This is a genomic window from Dokdonella sp. (assembly GCF_019634845.1).
GTDB lineage: Bacteria > Pseudomonadota > Gammaproteobacteria > Xanthomonadales > Rhodanobacteraceae > Dokdonella_A.
Genome location: NZ_JAHCAQ010000011.1, coordinates 76,353 through 94,048 on the forward strand (window position 1 = coordinate 76,353; position 17,696 = coordinate 94,048).

Here is a 17,696-nt window from a genome sequence, read left to right on the forward strand (position 1 = left end):
CGCTGGCGGCGGTCGGCGATTCTTGCCAAGCTCACCGCATGTGGTACCCCCGAACCGACCCACGGCGGCGCCGGCCGCTGACGCGCAGCGTAGCGCTCGCCCTCGCGGCCATCGCGGGCAACTCGGCCGCGGCGACCGACTGGCGCTTCGACCTGCCCCATTCGCAGATCCTGTTCAGCGTCGACCACCAGGGCTATTCGAGCGCGCTCGGGCGCCTGCACATCAAGGACGGCATCTTCACGTTCAGTGGGCGAGACTGGGCCAGCGCGCGCGTCGACGTCGTGATCGACATGACGAGCGTCGACCTTGGCGATGCCAGCCTCGATGCCGCCGCGCGTTCGTCGGCACTGCTCGACACCGCGCGCTGGCCGACCGCGCGCTACACGAGCACGCGCGTCGAAGCGCGCGACGCCAACCACGCGATCGTGCATGGCCAACTGCACTGGCGCGGGCACCAGCAGCCGGTGGATCTCGCCGTGACGTTGAACCGCATCGCACCCGACCCATATTCGTTGCGGCGCAAGAGCGGCTTTTCGGCCACGGCCACGCTCGCGCGCGAGAACTTCGGCATGACGCGTCATGCCAACGCGATCGGCAACCTCGTCACGCTGCGCATCGAGGTCGAAGGTGTTCGCAGCCGGCACACGGAGATACCCGATGACCCTCAAGAGTGACGCCCTCGGCTGGGGCAGCCTGGCCAAGCTGTTCCACTGGAGCGTGGTGATCCTGCTGCTGGTGCAGGGCGTGCTCGGCCTCGTGATGGTGGAACTGCCCAAGCGGCCGAACGTGATCCCGGTGTTCAACTTCCACAAGTCGCTCGGCCTCACGATCCTGCTGCTGGCCCTGCTGCGCCTGGGCTGGCGCCTTCTCGACCGCCATCCGCAGCCACCGCCCGGCATGCCGCGCTGGCAGGTGCACGGCGCCAACGCCGGTCACGCCTTGCTGTATGGCCTGTTGTTCGCGGTGCCGATCACGGGTTGGGCGTTCGACTCGGCGACCTCGCTGCGACCGCTGTTCTGGTGGGGACTGGTCCAGATGCCCAATCTCACGGGCGGCGCCAGCCAGACGCTCAAGCCGATCTTCCAGGCCGCCCACGAATGGCTGTTCTTCGCGCTCGTGCTGGTCGCCGCAGGGCACGCCGCGGTCGCCCTCGTTCATCATTTCGTCAACCGCGACGATGTGCTGCGGCGCATGCTGCCGGGACGTCGCGCGCCTTCCCGCAGCCCAACGGAGTCCTGATCATGTTGCGCATCCTCCTTCTCTGTGCCGGTGCCCTCGCGGTGCCAGCCACCGCGTCCGCACGCGACTGGCAGGTCGATCCCGCTGCCAGCACGCTCGGCTTCAAGGGCAGTTACCAGGGCGATCCGTTCGCGGGCCGCTTCAAGTCGTTCACGGCGCAGATCGCCTACGACGAGGCCGACCTCGGCAGCGCCCACTTCGACGTCAAGGTCGATCTCGGCAGCGCCGACACGGCCAGCAGCGAGCGCGACGACACGCTCAAGGGCAGCGATTTCTTCGCGGTGGCCAAGTTCCCGCAGGCGCACTTCGTGACCGACTCGTTCGCCCGCGCCGCCGATGGCACCGTCACTGCGCAAGGCCGGCTCACGATCCGCGACCAGACCCGCCCGGTCACGCTCAAGCTGCGTTTCGCCGCCGATGGCGCGCAAGCCACGCTCGATGTCGACACCGTGCTCAAGCGCGCCGACTTCGGCCTCGGTGCCGGCAGCGACTGGAACGACATCAGCGCCGACATTCCGGTGCATGGCCATCTCAAGCTCGGCGCGCGCTAGGTGAACCGGCTCGGCCAGTGGTGGCAGCGCCTGCGCGGCCGCGCCGCGCCACTGCCGGCCACGGGCGACGGCACGGCGCACCAGCAGCGGGCGGCCGCCAGCCTGCGGGCGCTGCTCGATGACGGGCAGATACCGGGCGCGATCCGCAGCAGCCTCGCCGCGGACTTCGCACGGCTCGAGGCGATGCTCGCCAAGCTCGAGCGCGGCGAGCTGCACATCGCCGTGTTCGGCCGCGTCAGTGTCGGCAAGTCCGCGCTCGCCAACGCACTGCTCGGCGAGGATGCATTCGAGGTCGGCGTGCTGCACGGCACGACGCGGCAGGCCGCGCAGCGCAGCTGGCGCGAAGTGGCCGGCAGCGGCGTCCACCTCATCGACACGCCCGGCATCGACGAGCTCGACGGCGAGGCCCGCGAACGCATGGCCTTCGAAGTCGCCGGCGTCGCCGACCTCGTCGTGTTCGTGGTCGATGGCGACCTGACCCAGCACGAATACGCCGCGCTGCAAACCCTGGCCCGCACGCAGCGCCCGCTGCTGCTCGCGCTCAACAAGGCCGATCGCTATGGCGAGGACGAGGTAGCTGCCCTGCTCGCGCGCCTGCGCGAGCGCAGCACCGGCCTCGTGCAGGATCTCGACGTGGTCGCAATCGCCGCGCAGCCGGTGCCGGTCAAGCGCGTGCACCTCGATGCGCAGGGTCACGAGCAGGTCGAGCTGGTTGCCCGCATGCCCGCCATCGAGGCTCTGTCGGCGCGCCTGGGCGCGATCATCGAACGCGAAGGCAAGACGCTGGCCGCACTCAACGCGGGCCTGTTCGCCGGCCGCGTCGCCGACGAAGTCGGCGCGCGCATCGCGCAGGCACGACGTGAACTGGCCGCCAGGGTGATCCGCCAGTACTGCCTCGCCAAGGCACTCGCAGTCGCGCTCAATCCGATCCCGGTCGCCGACCTGCTCGCCGCCGGCGCACTCGACGCCGCGCTTGTCATGCATCTGGGCCGCGTGTACGGACTGCCGCTCACGCGCAGCGAAGCCGGCTCGCTCATCACCGTGATCAGCGCCCAGCTCGTCGCCCTCATGGGCGCGATCTGGGGCGTGAACCTCGTGGCCAGCGCCCTCAAGGGCCTCAGCGCCGGCGTCTCCGTCCTCGTCACCGCCGGTGCCCAGGGCGCACTGGCCTGGTACGCCACCGAGCTGGTCGGGCGCGCCGCCGAGAAATACCTCGTCGCCGGCAAGTCGTGGGGCGAACTCGGCCCCAAGCGCGTGGTTGCCGACATCGTCGCGAGCCTCGACCGCGACTCGATCCTGCGCGAGGCGCGCAGCGAAATCCTCACCCGCCTGCGCGGTGCGGCCTGACACCCGCGCTCGACGTGCGCGATCCGCACTTTTGTGGATGGCACAATCAGCGTCGGCTGGCAGCATGCCGTGGTTGGAGCCACCGAGGTTCGCGCCATGCACCCGCCACGCCACCCCGCATTCACAGCGCTTGCGGCCACCGTTGCACTCGCGGGCAGCGTCCACGCGGCTGGGCCCGGCCTGCATCCCGACGTGCACTACGACGCCACCCGCAACACGCTCACCGTGGTCGGGTGTGGCTACGCCGCGGTCAACAGCGCGCTGCAGAACGTGAGCAACGGCGGCACCGTCGAAATCGGCGAAGGCCACTGCGACTGGGGCGAGAACGATCCTGCCCATCCCGGTTCGGACCCGCAGTGGGTCGTGGCTTCGATCACAGGCAAGAACATCAAGGTGCGCGGCGCCGGCGTCGACAAGACGACGCTCCACCGCATCTCGCCGATCCGCGGCGGCGATGAGCCGCTGCTGTACTTCGGCTGCGGCTCGGGTGCCACGATCGAGATCTCGCACATCCACTTTGTCGGCAACGATGACGAGCAGGAAGGCGATCCGGTCATGCGCGAAGCCGACCAGGACTCGGGAATCCAGCTGCAGGGACGCTGCCAGAACATCAAGCTGCACGACATGGTGTTCGAAAAATTCTCCAACGCCGGCATGATGCTGACCGGCCGCACCGCCGAGCAGGACGGCGTGGTCTACGACAACAAGTTCATCTCCAACTACAAGTGCTACCCGTTGGATCAGCCCGACGAAAGCTACCGCTGCCTCGGTTACGGCGTGGCACTGTGGGGCGCCAACAACTGGCCTGCCCTGCAGCTGGGCGGCGCCAACGCCATCTTCATCGAGAACAACAAGTTCTACGACAACCGCCATGCGATCGCGGCCCACATGGGCGCGCGCTACGTGGTGCGCTACAACCGCATCCTCGGCAGTGAACGCACCGCGCCGTGGGGCATGCTCGATGCGCACGGCTACCGCTTGGAGCGGAACGGACCGGTGCGCGGCACCCGTAGTTGGGAGATCTACCACAATACGCTCGGCAGCGAGGCCAGCGGCTCACGCAAGGCCAGCGGCTTCGTGCCGCGCGGCGGTGATGGCGTGTTCTTCGCCAACCACATCCAGGGCCGCATCTCCACCACGGCGCTGCTGTTGATCGAAGACTACTTGACCGAATGCGACCCCGACGTCGTGCATCCACCCAACCCACGCCAGTTTTTCCCCGATCAGACCACCGAGGCGTGGTTCTGGGGCAACATCCATGCGCCCGAGTCGCGCAATCTGTTTCCCGGCAACCCGCCGCCGCTGCAGTATTTCATCACCGCCAGTGGCAGCTACGATTGCAGCTACTTCCTGCGTGAAGGTGGTCCCGGCGACCCGCCCGACAGTTGGGAATACACGCAGGCAGCCAAGCCCGGCTACGCGCCCTACACCTATCCGCATCCGCTGCGCCAGGCGGGCGACCGCATCTTCCAGGACGACTTCGACTGGCTGTAGCGGGTCGCGCGCCGGCCGCGCAGGCCGCGGCTGCGCGGCCGGCCAGCACGGTCAGGTCCGCGCGAGGAATGCCTGCACTGCGGCCGGGTCGAATGGCCAGTCGAGCTCGCGCCCGCTGCCGGCATCGCGCAGCACCGGCACGCGCGTGCCGTAGCGTTCCTCCAGCACCGCATCGGCGTCGATCCAGATGCTGGTGAAGTCGGGCGCTCCGGCCGCGGCGAGCACCGCCAGTGCCGCATCGCAGAGCTTGCAGTCGTCGCGCTGGTAGAGGATCAGGGCCATGCCGGCTCACAACTGGGGCGGAATCGGCCAACGATGCGGCACGGCCGCGTCGGGTATCGCGCCGGGCGTCGCCTGCCGCAGGCCGCGATCAGGGTGCGAAGGATATCGTGACGCCGCGCGCTCGGCTCGCGCGCCGCTGCCGGCGTAGAATGCGCCGCTCCGCCGTCCAGCAGCGCGCATCATGGCCGTCAGCGTTTTCGACATCTTCAAGATCGGTATTGGCCCCTCGTCGTCACATACGGTGGGACCGATGCGCGCCGCCGCCCGTTTCGTTGCCCGCTGGCTCGACGAGGCCAGCCTGCTCGACACGGTCGTGCGCGTGCGCTGCGAGCTGTTCGGCTCGCTGGCGTTGACGGGCCGTGGCCACGGCACCGACAAGGCCGTGCTGTGTGGCCTGGAAGGCGCCCAGCCCGACACGATCGACCCCGACCTGATTCCGCCCCTGCTCGAGCGCATCCGCAGCAGCGGGCGCATTCGCCTGGCGGGTCGCCACGAGATCGACTTCGACGAGAAGTCCGACCTCGTATTCAACAAACGCCAGAAGCTGCCGCTGCATTCCAATGGCATGCGCTTTGCGGCCTTCGATGCCGATGGCGCCGTGCTGGCCGAGCGTGACTACTACTCGGTCGGTGGTGGCTTCGTGGTCAATGCCGACGAAGCGGCCAGCGACCGCATCGTGGCCGACACGACGCCGTTGGCATACCCGTTCCGCAGCGGCGATGAACTGCTGCGGCTGTGCCGCCAGCATGACCTCACGATCGCCGAGCTCATGCTCGCCAACGAGCAGGCCTGGCGCAGCCAATCGCAAGTGCGCGCGGGCCTGCTGGCGATCTGGGGCGCGATGCAAAGTGGCGTGGCGCGCGGCGTGCGCGAAAGCGGCACGCTGCCGGGCGGCCTGCACGTGCGCCGACGCGCACCCGAGCTGTACGCCGAGCTGCGCGACCGCCCCGAGGCGGCACTGCGCGATCCGCTCACGATCCTCGACTGGGTCAATCTCTACGCCCTCGCGGTCAACGAGGAAAACGCCGTCGGTGGCCGCGTGGTGACCGCTCCGACCAACGGCGCGGCCGGCATCATCCCCGCCGTACTGCACTACTACGAACGGTTCTGCGCCGGCGCCAACGAACAGGGCATCATCGACTTCCTGCTCACCGCAGGCGCAATCGGCATCCTGTACAAGGAGAACGCCTCGATCTCGGGCGCCGAGGTCGGCTGCCAGGGCGAAGTCGGGGTGGCCTGCTCGATGGCCGCCGGCGGCCTCGTCGCCGCACTCGGCGGCAGCATGGCCCAGGTCGAGATGGCGGCCGAGATCGGCATGGAACACAACCTCGGCCTCACCTGCGATCCGATCGGCGGCCTGGTGCAGATCCCGTGCATCGAGCGCAATGCGATGGGTTCGGTGAAGGCGATCAATGCCCAGCGCATGGCGATGAAGAGCGATGGCAAGCATCACGTCTCGCTCGACAAGGTCATCAAGACGATGCGCGAGACCGGCCGCGACATGAAGGACAAGTACAAGGAAACCAGCCGTGGCGGTCTCGCGGTCAACGTGATCGAGTGCTGACGCGCGGCTGCGCGCAACCCGGCCAGACGCCAACGGGCGCCACGCGGTCACGCCGTGGTGGTACCGCGCGCGACGCGCACGGTGCCAACGCACCGGCACCAGCCAAGCTCGATTGCCGACGTCGCCACGATCCGCCGCCGCAAACGACACCCCGCGCCAGCGCCACCACGGCCCCGCGGCCAGGCCGGCGCTGCGTCCGCCGCCAACCGTCAGCGCGTGTCAATTCGCACCAAAAAAAAGGGGCCGGTCGCGAGACCGGCCCCAGTTGCGCATTGCCTCGGTGCGTCAGCGCTGTTGTGGCTCGCGGGAATCGACGTCGAGCGTGATCGGGGTACCGCCACCATTGGTGCCAATGGCGCGGATCAACCAGTTCTTCGCCCAGGTTGCGTCGTAGTCCGTGTTGAGCACCAGATCGACTGCCGCGGAGGCCAGGTCCGGCGCGGTCGAACCATTGCCGGTGGCATTGCCAAAGTACGAGCGGTTCTGGAACGGACCGGCATCCCAACTCGACGGACGCCCACCGGTATTGGTTGGGAACGGATTGGACAATGCGATCAGCACGTCCCCAGGACCGTTGACGACCACGGGCGGACTCAGCGTGATGTCGACGAACGCATTGGCCGGCGTGCCGATCGTGTAGACGGTCGGCGTACCCACCGCCGTCGCACCATTGGTCGGATCACTGTCGTTGTCCTGGTAGACGAAGACACTGATCTTGTCGCCGGCGGTGTTCCAGCCGGTGCCATTGCCGAAGATCGTTCTCACCTTGGTGATCGTGATCGGGTAATCGGTCGGACTCGGCGAGAAACGATTGAGCCACAGCATGCCCGGGGCACATGCGGTCCAGTTCGCACAGCCCAGAGCACCAAAGCTGCTCACCAGTTGATCGACCTTGAACGTGCAATTGCCGCCGGTGCAGACCACGGTGGGAGGCGCCACCGGCGCCACGCCGCGCACGGCCACCGACAGGTGCTGCGGCGGCGCTGCGCCGCCCGCCGCCGCGAGATCGACACGCCCGAAGGAATACCCCGTGGTCGGCGCGCCCGTCGCGGTCGCCGTGATCGTGATGGTCTTGGTGAAGCCGGGCTTGAGCGTGAACGAAGCATCGCTGAAGGTCAGGTGATAGCCGGCCGGATCGACCCCGCTGACCGCCCAGGTGGCCTGCGCGTTGAGGCGGTTGCGGAACGTGCGCGTCCAACTGCAGCTCGCGCCGCAGGCGCTGTCGCGCATCGACGGCAGGTTGAGCTGCTTCTGGTTGATGCTGCCGCCGGTCGGATTGGCCGCGAGGAACCGGTCGACCGTCTCGTCCATCGTGAGGCCAGCCAGCGCCGCCTTGCTGAGATCGACGCGCCCGTCACCGACGTCGTCGGGTGTCCACGGCGTGACCCCATCCTGGATGACGCCGTTCATCGTCGCCGTCGTCATCAGCACCGACTTGACTTCCATCGGCGACCACGACGGATGCACGGCGCGGATCAGCGCGCCGGCACCGGCGATAGCCGGCGAAGACATCGATGTGCCGCTCATGAGGCCATAGCTGCCATCGGCGGTCGTCAGCGCCGCGAAGATGTCGACGCCCGGTCCCGTGATGTCGGGCTTGGTCAGGTTGTCGTACGGCGCCTGCGTCGGACCGCGGAAGCTGAAGCCTGCGAGCACATCACCCTGGCGCGACGAGATCGCAGCGCGGGTGTAGTCACCGATCGCGTACTCGACCGGATCGAAGCCGTTGGCGAAGATCACGTCGGGGTCGCTGGCCGGCGGCTCATTCGCGTTGACGAGCGCGATCAAGGGGTCGCCGGCGGCCTGCACGATGCTGAACGCCGCGACATCAGCCGGCGCGCCCGTCGTGTTCATGTTGATCGTGCCTGCCTGGTTGTTGGCGACGATCACGAAGCGCGCACCGGCGTTGTAGGCGTTGGTGATCTTTTCGGCAAAATTGCACGTTCCACGGCGCACGATCGCGATCTCGTTGGCCGCGAAGGTATTGGCTGGAATGCCGCCCGACGCCGTGCACCCTTCGATGTTGGTCGCGTAGGTGCGCAGCGGATGGCCGCTGAAATTGACGGTATCGGCCGGCGCCAGCGTCGTGCTGCCCGGATTGAGCTGGACGCCGACCAGCAGCGGGTTGACCGGCGCGGGCGCGGTCACCGTGAGCTGCGGCGAAATGATCTGGTCCTGCGTCGAGGCCGCCACCGTCATCTGCCACGGGCCGTTGTTGGCAACCAGCCCGGTCGGATTGGTGCAGGTGGAGCGCGTGTTGCCGGCCGAGGCGGCAATGAAGATATCGCTGGCCTCCATGTCGAGGAACGCGAGGTTGCTCCACGGATTGCCGCCGCCGCAGGTCGGACCGATCGAGTAGTTGACGACGTCGACCTGGTCGATGATGGAGTTGGCGAACGCCGCTTCGAGATAGTCGCCATACAGCGAACCATCGTTGTGATCGGCAACGCGGTACGAATACACCGTCGCGCATGGCGCCACACCCGACATCGTCACGCCATCAGGCAGCAGCGGCGCGGGCGTGACGGTATTGTCGATCGTGTTGCCGGCCGCGGTACTGCCGGTATGCACGCCGTGGCTGCTGGTATCGGCATTGCCGTCGGGACCATCGCACACGCCATCGACGTCGCTGGTGCAATCACGCGCGTACAGCTTGGGATTGGCCGCGCTGAAACCGCAGGCCGGATCGTTGGCGAAGGACGGATGCGCCGTGTTGGTGCCGGTATCGATGATGCCGACCTTGATGCCGGCGCCGCGCGTCGCACTCGAATAGTCCGGCACGGCAGTGCCGTCCCAGATCTTGTCGGCGCCGATGAACTTGGGGCCGCGGAACGTGTCGAGGTGCTGCACGCCGACCGGAGTGACCGCCGCCACGCCCGGCAGCTTGGCGACCTGCTCGGCCTCGGCCGGCGTCAGCGGCGCCGAGACGGCGTTGCGCGTGACGTCGAACGTGAAGCGGACCGCGAGCGGGTGACCGAGTGCGTTCTCGATCGCCGTCAGGTGCAAGGTGCGCTGCTGCGCCAGGTAGGCGCGATACGCCTGCGCCTGCGGCGAGCGGATCTGCAGCTTGGGCGAAGCATCGCTGCGGATGCCATCCACACCCGGCGCCGTGCGCGCGAACCCCGGAATGCTGCCGTCATAGCGCGCCAAACCGGGCTCGGCGAACGTGATGAAATAGCGACCCGACGGGTTGGCGCTGTCCGCCACCTGCACCGTGTCACTGGCCGACAACGCGCGCGTGCCGGCGGCTTCGACCGCCTGCATGCCTGCCCCCGCCAACGCCAGTGCGACGGCAGAGGCCAAAACCGTAAGTTGTACCGACTTCATGTACCACCCCAACCTAAGTGCGCCCTGCAACGCCGCAGGGCAGGCATGCGCATGCCGACAGGCAGCGCTCGATCGACTTCAGGCACCGCGCGACCACCGCAGTGGAACTGGGCACCGTCGCTTGCTGCACGACAGCAACGGAACCTCGCGTTCCCTCGCGAACCGGTGACCGGGCTTGATACCACGCTGCGCGCGGGTCGGCAATCCGCACGCGGGCGGCTGGTCGCGTCCGACCGTTATTCAGCAGCTTGCAGCTTTACAATCCTTTCCATTCGCTGTCGCAGTGGCGCCAGCAGATCGCCATAGCGCGCCGCAACGGCCAGGTCGCGCCGCAACGGCTGGCGCACCTGGCTCGCGCTCGAGGTGCGCACCTCGCGCGCGGTCGCGTGGAACTGGAGACAGGCCGGGTCGAAGTCGAGGCCACACGCAGCCAGCAGCGCGCGGATCTGGCCCGGCGCATCGGCCAGCAGTGCCTCGTGCGTGAAGTCGTGGATCCATGCCGGCCAGTCCCGCTTCCATTGCCTCATGGCGCGCTCGCAGTCGTGCCAGAACGCAACCAGTTCATCGAAGTCGCAGCTGAAGAACTGCGCCGCACCGAAGTTGTGCTTGTAGCAGCTCCACAGGGTTTCCAGCGCGTCGCGCCGGCAGTGGATCACATGCGCACCCGGCAGCATGCGGCGGATCGCGCCCAGTGTCTGCCAGTTGGTGAGCGTCTTGTCGGTGAACCGTGGGCGCGCGTCGCGCCAGGCACGGCAGCGCTGCAGATAGTCCTCGCCAAGGCGCGCCCAGTCACTGGCCGTGGCCGCATCGGCCCAGGTCGGGAATGGCACGCCGCGCCGCTGCGATTCCTGCTGCAGCACCTGCACGATGTCGTCGCGTTCGCCGCCGCCCTGCACCTGCGGATGCGAGCACAGGATCTGCTCGGCGAGAGTCGAACCCGAGCGCGGCATCCCGACGAGGAAGATCGCCTCGCTGCCGCGCACTTCGCCGACGGGTACCTCGGCGGCGCGCGCAAAGCGGGCGATGATCGCATCGACCAGACCACTCACCGCCGGCGCGTTCCAGCCCAGCGTGGCGCGCTTGCCGCGGTTGGCCTCGACGAACAGCGCGAACGCCTCGCGGTAGCGGCCGGCAGCCTCGAGGAATGTCGCCAGCGCGAACATGAAATCGACGCGCCGCGCGGCGGCGACGCGGCCGCCTTGATGCAACGCCAGCAGTCGATCGAGGTCGTCGTCGGTGGGGCGGAAGGTCTTGAGATTGGACAGGCCGACCCAGGCCGACACGCATGCGGGATCGCGGCGCAATGCTTCGCGCAGTTCGCGCTCGGCCTCGTCCAGACGTCCGGCCACCTTGTGGGTTTCGGCGAGCATCGCGCGTGCATCCAGATGCGCGGGCTCGAGCTGCAGCACCTGGCCGAATGCGGCAGCGGCAGCCACGGCATCGTCGCGCGCATCACAGGCATGACCAAGGTTGTACCAGGCCTCGACCAGGGTCGGATCGAGCTGCGTGGCGCGCACGAACGCCTGCTCGGCAGCGCTGGCCTCGCCGCAGCAGGCCAGCGCGACGCCAAGCTGGCATGCGATCAGCGCGTCCTCGCTCCAGGTCGTTGCCGCCAGGCGCAAGCAGTTCAACGCCGAGGTCGGGTCGCCACTCTGCAGGTGCGCCAGCCCACGCAGACGCATCAGCTCGGGTTGGGTGTGTGCATCCGCCCCGACACGCTCGAGCGCGGCAAGCGCCGCTGCGGCATCACCCCGCTGCAGCGCGCGCAGCGCCTGCGCCGCGGCGTCGATCGCGGGTGCGCCAAGCCCATCGAACCGATCGGGCCGCTGGGGACGTTGGAGCGTGGTCATGCCGGAACCGAATCGAAACAGGCGGTTCTTCTAGCACAGCCGCACCCGATCGACACGCTGGCCGCCGCGCGCGTCACTCGCCCGACGCCATCGCGCCGAGGAAGGCGGCCACCTCGGCAGCGTCGCGCGTGCGTGGCATCGGCGGCAGGCTGGCCAGGAACAGCTTGCCGTAGCCACGGCTCGACAGCCGCGGGTCGCACAGCACGAGCACGCCGCGATCGCGGATGTCCCGGATCAGGCGGCCTGCCCCCTGGCGCAACGCGATCACGGCGTTGGGCACCTGCCAGGCGAAGAACGGATTGGCGCCGGCCTCGCGCAGCGCATCGAGTCGCGCCTCCAGCACCGGGTCGTCGGGCGCGGCGAACGGCAGCTTGTCGATCACCACCACGCTGAGCGCATCGCCGGCCACGTCGACCCCTTCCCAGAAGCTCGCCGCGCCGAGCAGCACGCCATTGCCGGAAGCACGAAAGCGTTCCAGCAACAGGCTGCGCGGCGCACTGCCCTGCACGAACAGCGGGAAGGCCAGCCGCTGCGGCAGCAGGTCGGCGGCGCGGCGCAGCGCACGATGCGAGGTGAACAACAGGAACGCACGCCCCTGCGAGGCTTGCAGCACGGGCAGCACGGCATCGAGCACGCATTCGGTGTAGTCGGCCGCGCCGGGATCGGGCAGGCCCGGCGGCAGGTAGGCCAGCGCCTGCCGCGCGTAGTCGAACGGGCTGTCCACCGCCAGCTCCACTGGCTCGGCAAGGCCCAGTTGCCGCGAGAAATGCTCGAAGCTGCCTGCCACGGTCAGCGTCGCCGACGTGAAGATCCATGCCGCCTGGCTCTGCGCACGCAGTTCGCGCAACGGTTGCGCGATGTCGAGCGGCGTGGCATGGAAGGTGAAGCCGTGGCTCGTCAGCTCGTACCAGTACACGGTGTCGTGGCTGTGGCTGGCGACGAGGTGCGCCAGCCGCGCGGCATGTTCGAGCACGCGCTCGTGCACGCTGTCCAGGCCGCGGCTGCGTCCACTTTGTGGTTCCAGCGCCGCCGCCAGCGCGTCGAGCGCGGCCGCCAGCGCCGCCAGTTCGCGCTCGACCGCCGCATCGCGCTCGATCTGCACGAAGGCGCCCTTGGCCGGAAAGCGGTCGAGCGCGAGGCGCAGACGCTTGAGCGTGTCGTCGAGGCATGCGGCCGGCTCGCGCAGCAACGCGGCCGCGCCACTCACACCCGCGCACTCGGCCAGTGCGTCGCCTGCCAGTTCGCCCAGTTGCCGCGCCGACACGCTGACCGAAAAGAACTGGCCGGCGAGGTCGGGAATCTGGTGCGCCTCGTCGAGGATGAAGGCCTGCGCCCCGGGCAGGATCTCGCCGAAGCCTTCCTGCTTGATCGCCAGATCCGCGAACAGCAGGTGATGGTTGACCACGACGAGGTCGGCCTCCTGCGCCGCGCGGCGCGCCTTGACCACGAAGCAGTCGTTGAAGAACGGGCACTCGGCGCCAAGGCAGTTCTCGGCGGTCGAGGTCACGCGCGGCCACAGCGGCGAATCCTCAGCCACGCTGTCGAGTTCGGCGCGATCGCCGCTGACGGTGCGCCTGGACCAGGCCTGGATCGATTGCAGCTGCGCGACTTGCTCGCGCGATGCGAGGCGACCTTCGCGGTGGGTCTGCTCGAGCCGATGCAGGCACAGGTAGTTGGCGCGGCCCTTGAGCAGGGCGCTCGTCATGCGCACGCCCAGCACGCTGCGCACGCGCGGCAGGTCGCGATGGAAGAGCTGGTCCTGCAGCGTCTTGGTGCCGGTGGACACGATCACGCGCTGGCCCGCGAGCAAGGCCGGCACGAGATAGGCGAAGGTCTTGCCGGTGCCGGTGCCGGCCTCGGCCACCAGCATCTGCCGCTCGGCGATCGCCTGCTCCACCGCAGCGGCCATCGCCTGCTGCGCCGCGCGCGGCACGAAGCCCGGGACCTCGCGCGCGAACGGGCCGTCGCCGCCAAGCAGTTCAGCGGCGTCCTGCATGCCCGCGGTCACGTGCGCGGCACGGCGCGCATGCCCGCCTCACATCCGCACCGGCGGCGCAATGCGGCATTCCTTGATGCGCTGCGCCGACTGCTGCGCGGTGGCGGCATCGCCCATGCCGGTGCGCGCCTCGACCACGGTCTGCCAGTTGCGTGCACACAGGCTGCCCGAGCGTGGCCCGAGCGTGAAGCTGCGGATCGCGTTCTTCTCGGCGGCAAGATAGTCGCCCTGCGCGATGTCGACCTCGGCGCGCGCCTGCAGCAGGTCGGGCGCGTCGGGCGCCAGTCGCAGCGCCTTGTCGAGCGCACTGGCCGACGCCGCGTAGTCGTTGCGCGCCTCGGCCGCGCGCGATTGCGCCACGTAGCCATCGATCGCCGCGTCACGCAGCGGTTGCACCTGCACCGCCGAATCCATGCCGTGCCCGGCATCGCGGATCGCACGCAGCGCCGCGCCGCGATCCAACACCGGCGCCTGCGCCGCCGCCGGCGTGCGCGTCTGCGCACACGCTGCAAGAATCGATACGCCTGCCAGCAGCGCCATGCCACGCCAGATCATCGCCCGCACTCCTCGACCGCCCTGGACACCAGCGCGCATTGTCGCATGCACGGCTCAACGCTCTCCAACGCCGAGCCACGCCTTGACGCGATCGAGCGGACACGACTCTTCCTCGAGCGGGCCGTAGCCGGTCGCGAACGGCAGCACGCGCGTGCCGCTGCAAGCCGCGCTGCTGCGCTGGCCGGTCGCGGCATTGACCACCACCTCCTCGATGCCGTCGGTCGGCACCGTCAGCGGCTCCGTCGGCAACCGCCGCATGAGCTCGATCCACACGCGCAGGCCTCCGGTGGCACCGAACAGCGTGGTCGGGCGGTTGTCGTCACGCCCGAGCCAAGCCACCGCGAGCGTGTCGCCGCTGAAGCCGGCGAACCACGCATCGCGCTGACTGTCACTGGTGCCGGTCTTGCCGGCCGCATGCAACCAGCCCAGGCCGGCGTCGTTGATCGCATGCGCGGTACCGACCACGGCCACCTGCTGCATCGCCCAGGTCACCAGGCGCGCGGCGGTGGTGTAGTCGCCGGCACCGCTGCGCAGCGTGTAGCGCGTGAGCGGCCGCCCCTGCGCATCGAGCACCCCGCGCACCGCGCGCAGCGGCAGGGCGTGACCGTCGGCGGCCAGGTACTGGTACAGCCGCGCCACGTCGAACGGGCTCAACTCGGTGGCGCCGAGCAGCAGCGACGGATTGGGATTGATGTTGCGCTCGAGCCCGAACGACTCGAGGAAGCCGCGCACGCGCTCGACGCCAATGCGCTGGCCGAGGTTGATCGTGGCGAGATTCCAGCTGTGCACGAGTGCATCCACGGCCAGCACCTGGCCATGCACCTGGCCATCGTCGTTGCGTGGCTGCCAGCGCCCGCCGCCACGCTGCGGCAGGTCGATCGGGCTGTCGTCGAGCAGCGTGGCCAGCGAATAGCGCTGCGGCTGCGCCAACGCCACCAGGTTGACGAACGGCTTGACCAGCGAACCGATCGGGCGCAACGCATCGAGCGCGCGATTGAACCCCGGCGCGTCGACGTCGCGGCTGCCGATCAGGGCGCGCACCTCGCCATCGCGGGCGCCGGTCACGACCAGCGCCGCCTCGATGTCGTCGCCGCGCCGACCCAGTCCGGCGAGCGTCTGCGTGATGGCCGCCTCGCCCAGCGCCTGCGCCGCCGGCGCGAGCGTGGTGTGGATCGCGAGTCCCGCGTCACTGAGCGCGGCGCCGGCATAGTCCTGGGTGAGCTGGCGCCGCACGAGGTCGAGGAAGGCCGGATAGCGATCACGCGGCAGCACCGCGCGCGCGGCGATGCCGATCGGCTGGGCCTGCGCCGCACTGCAGGTCGCCGCGTCGATGAGACCGGTGTCGCGCAGCACGCCCAGCACGACGTTGCGCCGCGCCAGCGCACCGCTCGGATTGCGTCGCGGGTCGTACAGGCTCGGCCCCTGCACCAGGCCGATCAACAGCGCGATCTCGCTGGTGCCGAGCGTGCGCAGCTCGCGTCCGAAATAGAACTCGCTGGCGGCGGCGAAGCCATGCACGGCCTGGGCGCCCTGCTGCCCGAGGAACACCTCGTTGGTGTATGCGTCGAGAATGCGCCGCTTGTCATAGCGCGCCTCGATGATGAGGGCGATGAGCGCCTCGTTGAGCTTGCGCGCGAGCGTCTGGCTGCGGTCGAGGAACAGGTTCTTGACCAGCTGCTGGGTCAGTGTCGAGCCGCCCTGCACGAGCCGCCCAGCCGCGAGGTTGGCCCACGCCGCGCGCGCGATCGCGGCGAGATTGACGCCGTGATGGTGCTTGAAATCGCGGTCCTCCACCGCCTGCAGGCCGGCGACGAGAAGCGGCGGCACTTCGCCCAGCGCGACCACGCGACGATCCTGCTGCGACTGGCCGTACAGGGTGGCGATGCGCGCCGGATCGAGCCGAACGCGCTCGAGCGCGGCGCCGCTGTCGGCATCGGCGAGTGCTGCGACACGCCCCTGCGCCAGCGTCAGCGCGATGCGGCGCGCCCGCTCGCGCCCGTCGAGGTAGATGAACTCGCGCCGCGACACCGTGTAGCGCTCACCGTCGCGGTGGAACGTGCCGGGCGTGCTGGCCGCCGCCTCGTCGACATAGCGCGCGGCGTCGAGTTCGGCCGCCAGCGCCGCCGCGTTCATCGGCATGCCGCGCACAAGTTCGAGTGGGCGCGCGTACACGCGGCTGGGGAACTGCCAGGACAGGTCGTCGAACCGGCTGCGCACCTCGCGGTCGAGGTAGAGCAAGTAGGGTACGAGAAAGCCGATGGCGAGGCCCAGGCCGAGCAGGAACGGAATCCGCAGCCAGCGCCACAGCACGCGCAGCGCGGCCCCGGTGCGGGAAAGTACTGTCAAACCGGTATCCAGCAGGCGGGCATCGCGCACAGTGTAGCGCGCCGCAGCGCCATGACGATCGGTGATAATCGGCAATCCCTTGCCGTCGTCCATCCCTGCCGCGCATGTCCGCACCCGCACCGACCAGCGACGCCGCCACGCCGCCCGCCCTGCATCCCCTGCGCGTGGCCGTGTACGGTGCCGGCGCCGATCCGGCGCGGCTCGATCACCTGCGCGAGCGGTTGCCGGTCGGCGTCCGCGTCAGCCTGCTCGGGGCCAGTGCCGATCTGCCGTGGCCCGCGGCCGAGCGCGTGCCCGAGCTCGGCGGCGACGTTCCGTTGCCGCTCGTCGCAGCCTGTGCGCAGCGCTGGCCGGGCGAGGATTTCGTGTTACTGCGCGCCGACCTCGAGCTGCCACCGTGGGCGCTCGAACGGTTGTGGCGCGCGCTGCAGGAACCGGCCGTGGTGGCCGCGCTGCCGCTGGACGAAGCCGCTGCGCGCACGCCGCTGACAGACGCGGCCGGCACGATCGACGCTGCACGGCTCGACGCGCTGTGCTTTGCCTGCGCCGCCCGCAGCCTCGTCGATGACGCGCTGTTCCCGGCGCAGCTGCCGGCGCTGTCGGCCTGGCACGGCGCGCGCCTCGCACAGCTCGGTGCCACCCGCGTGCGCGAACGCGACGCGCTCGATGCCAACGGGCTGCGCGTGGTGCGACTCGACCACCTGTACGTGGCGAGCCATGCGCGGATGGCGCCAGCGCCCGATGACCCACGTGATCCAGCGCCGCCCTCGCCGCTGGCGGCGCTGCTCGAACAGGTCGTGGCGCTGCACCGCGCCGGCGCGGCGGCGCCGGCAGCGGGCCTGGACGCACGACCGGTGATCCTGCACGTCCTGCACGGCTGGGGCGGCGGTACCGAGCGCTGGCTGCGCGACTGCGCCAGCGCCGACAGCAGCGCCCACCATCTCGTGCTCATCGCGCGTGGCAGCCATCGTCGCCAACGCCATGGCGAGTGGCTGGAACTGGCCGTTGCGCGCGAGCCCGGCATGGTGCTGCGGCGCTGGCCGCTGCCACGGCCAATCATCGACACCGCGCTCGGCGACGAGACCTATCGCAGCCTGTTGCGCGCGATCGTGCACGAACAGTGCGTCGACGCGATCGTGGTGTCG

12 protein-coding genes are annotated in these 17,696 nt (G+C 69.5%); 6 read left to right on the forward strand and 6 right to left on the reverse strand.

The window, feature by feature from the left end; all coding sequences use genetic code 11:
- The first annotated feature begins 38 nt into the window (after window positions 1-38).
- From KF903_RS09605 to KF903_RS09625, 5 genes are all read left to right on the forward strand, one after another.
- The gene (locus KF903_RS09605; protein ID WP_291214058.1) at window positions 39-674 is read left to right on the forward strand and encodes a YceI family protein; all 636 of its coding nucleotides are present in this window, start codon (window positions 39-41) and stop codon (window positions 672-674) included.
- A complete protein-coding gene (locus KF903_RS09610) occupies window positions 658-1,239 on the forward strand; it encodes a cytochrome b (RefSeq protein ID WP_291214060.1) in 582 nt (193 codons plus the stop codon). The genes KF903_RS09605 and KF903_RS09610 overlap by 17 nt, the downstream gene beginning before the upstream one ends.
- 2 nt (window positions 1,240-1,241) lie before the next feature.
- Window positions 1,242-1,790, forward strand: coding sequence for a YceI family protein (locus tag KF903_RS09615; RefSeq protein WP_291214062.1), 549 nt, complete (start codon window positions 1,242-1,244; stop codon window positions 1,788-1,790).
- 30 nt (window positions 1,791-1,820) lie between these two features.
- On the forward strand, window positions 1,821-3,137 hold the full coding sequence (locus tag KF903_RS09620) for a GTP-binding protein (protein WP_291214124.1): 1,317 nt from the start codon (window positions 1,821-1,823) through the stop codon (window positions 3,135-3,137).
- Window positions 3,138-3,233: 96 nt separating this feature from the next.
- Window positions 3,234-4,631 (forward strand): hypothetical protein, encoded by a 1,398-nt coding sequence (locus KF903_RS09625; RefSeq protein ID WP_291214064.1) that lies wholly within the window; start codon window positions 3,234-3,236, stop codon window positions 4,629-4,631.
- A gap of 51 nt (window positions 4,632-4,682) precedes the next feature.
- On the opposite strand, the gene KF903_RS09630 is transcribed toward KF903_RS09625, so the two are convergent.
- Window positions 4,683-4,913 (reverse strand): glutaredoxin family protein, encoded by a 231-nt coding sequence (locus KF903_RS09630; RefSeq protein ID WP_291214066.1) that lies wholly within the window; start codon window positions 4,911-4,913, stop codon window positions 4,683-4,685.
- A gap of 181 nt (window positions 4,914-5,094) precedes the next feature.
- On the opposite strand from KF903_RS09630, the gene KF903_RS09635 reads away from it, so the two are divergent.
- On the forward strand, window positions 5,095-6,477 hold the full coding sequence (locus tag KF903_RS09635; RefSeq protein ID WP_291214067.1) for an L-serine ammonia-lyase: 1,383 nt from the start codon (window positions 5,095-5,097) through the stop codon (window positions 6,475-6,477).
- 285 nt (window positions 6,478-6,762) lie between these two features.
- On the opposite strand, the gene KF903_RS09640 is transcribed toward KF903_RS09635, so the two are convergent.
- The 5 genes from KF903_RS09640 to mrcB form a co-directional block, all read right to left on the reverse strand.
- On the reverse strand, window positions 6,763-9,741 hold the full coding sequence (locus tag KF903_RS09640) for a S8 family serine peptidase (protein ID WP_291214070.1): 2,979 nt from the start codon (window positions 9,739-9,741) through the stop codon (window positions 6,763-6,765).
- Between the two features lie 299 nt (window positions 9,742-10,040).
- Window positions 10,041-11,654 carry a tetratricopeptide repeat-containing sulfotransferase family protein gene (locus tag KF903_RS09645; RefSeq protein WP_291214072.1) on the reverse strand — a complete coding sequence of 538 codons (1,614 nt, stop codon included), beginning with the start codon at window positions 11,652-11,654 and terminating at the stop codon, window positions 10,041-10,043.
- Window positions 11,655-11,727: 73 nt separating this feature from the next.
- Window positions 11,728-13,650, reverse strand: a complete 1,923-nt coding sequence (locus KF903_RS09650) for an ATP-dependent DNA helicase (RefSeq protein WP_291214074.1) — start codon at window positions 13,648-13,650, stop codon at window positions 11,728-11,730.
- 39 nt (window positions 13,651-13,689) lie between these two features.
- Entirely contained in the window at window positions 13,690-14,205 is a 516-nt protein-coding gene (locus KF903_RS09655; RefSeq protein WP_291214076.1) for a tetratricopeptide repeat protein, read from the reverse strand.
- A gap of 54 nt (window positions 14,206-14,259) precedes the next feature.
- On the reverse strand, window positions 14,260-16,551 hold the full coding sequence (gene mrcB, locus KF903_RS09660) for a penicillin-binding protein 1B (protein ID WP_291214078.1): 2,292 nt from the start codon (window positions 16,549-16,551) through the stop codon (window positions 14,260-14,262).
- Window positions 16,552-17,696: the final 1,145 nt, after the last annotated feature.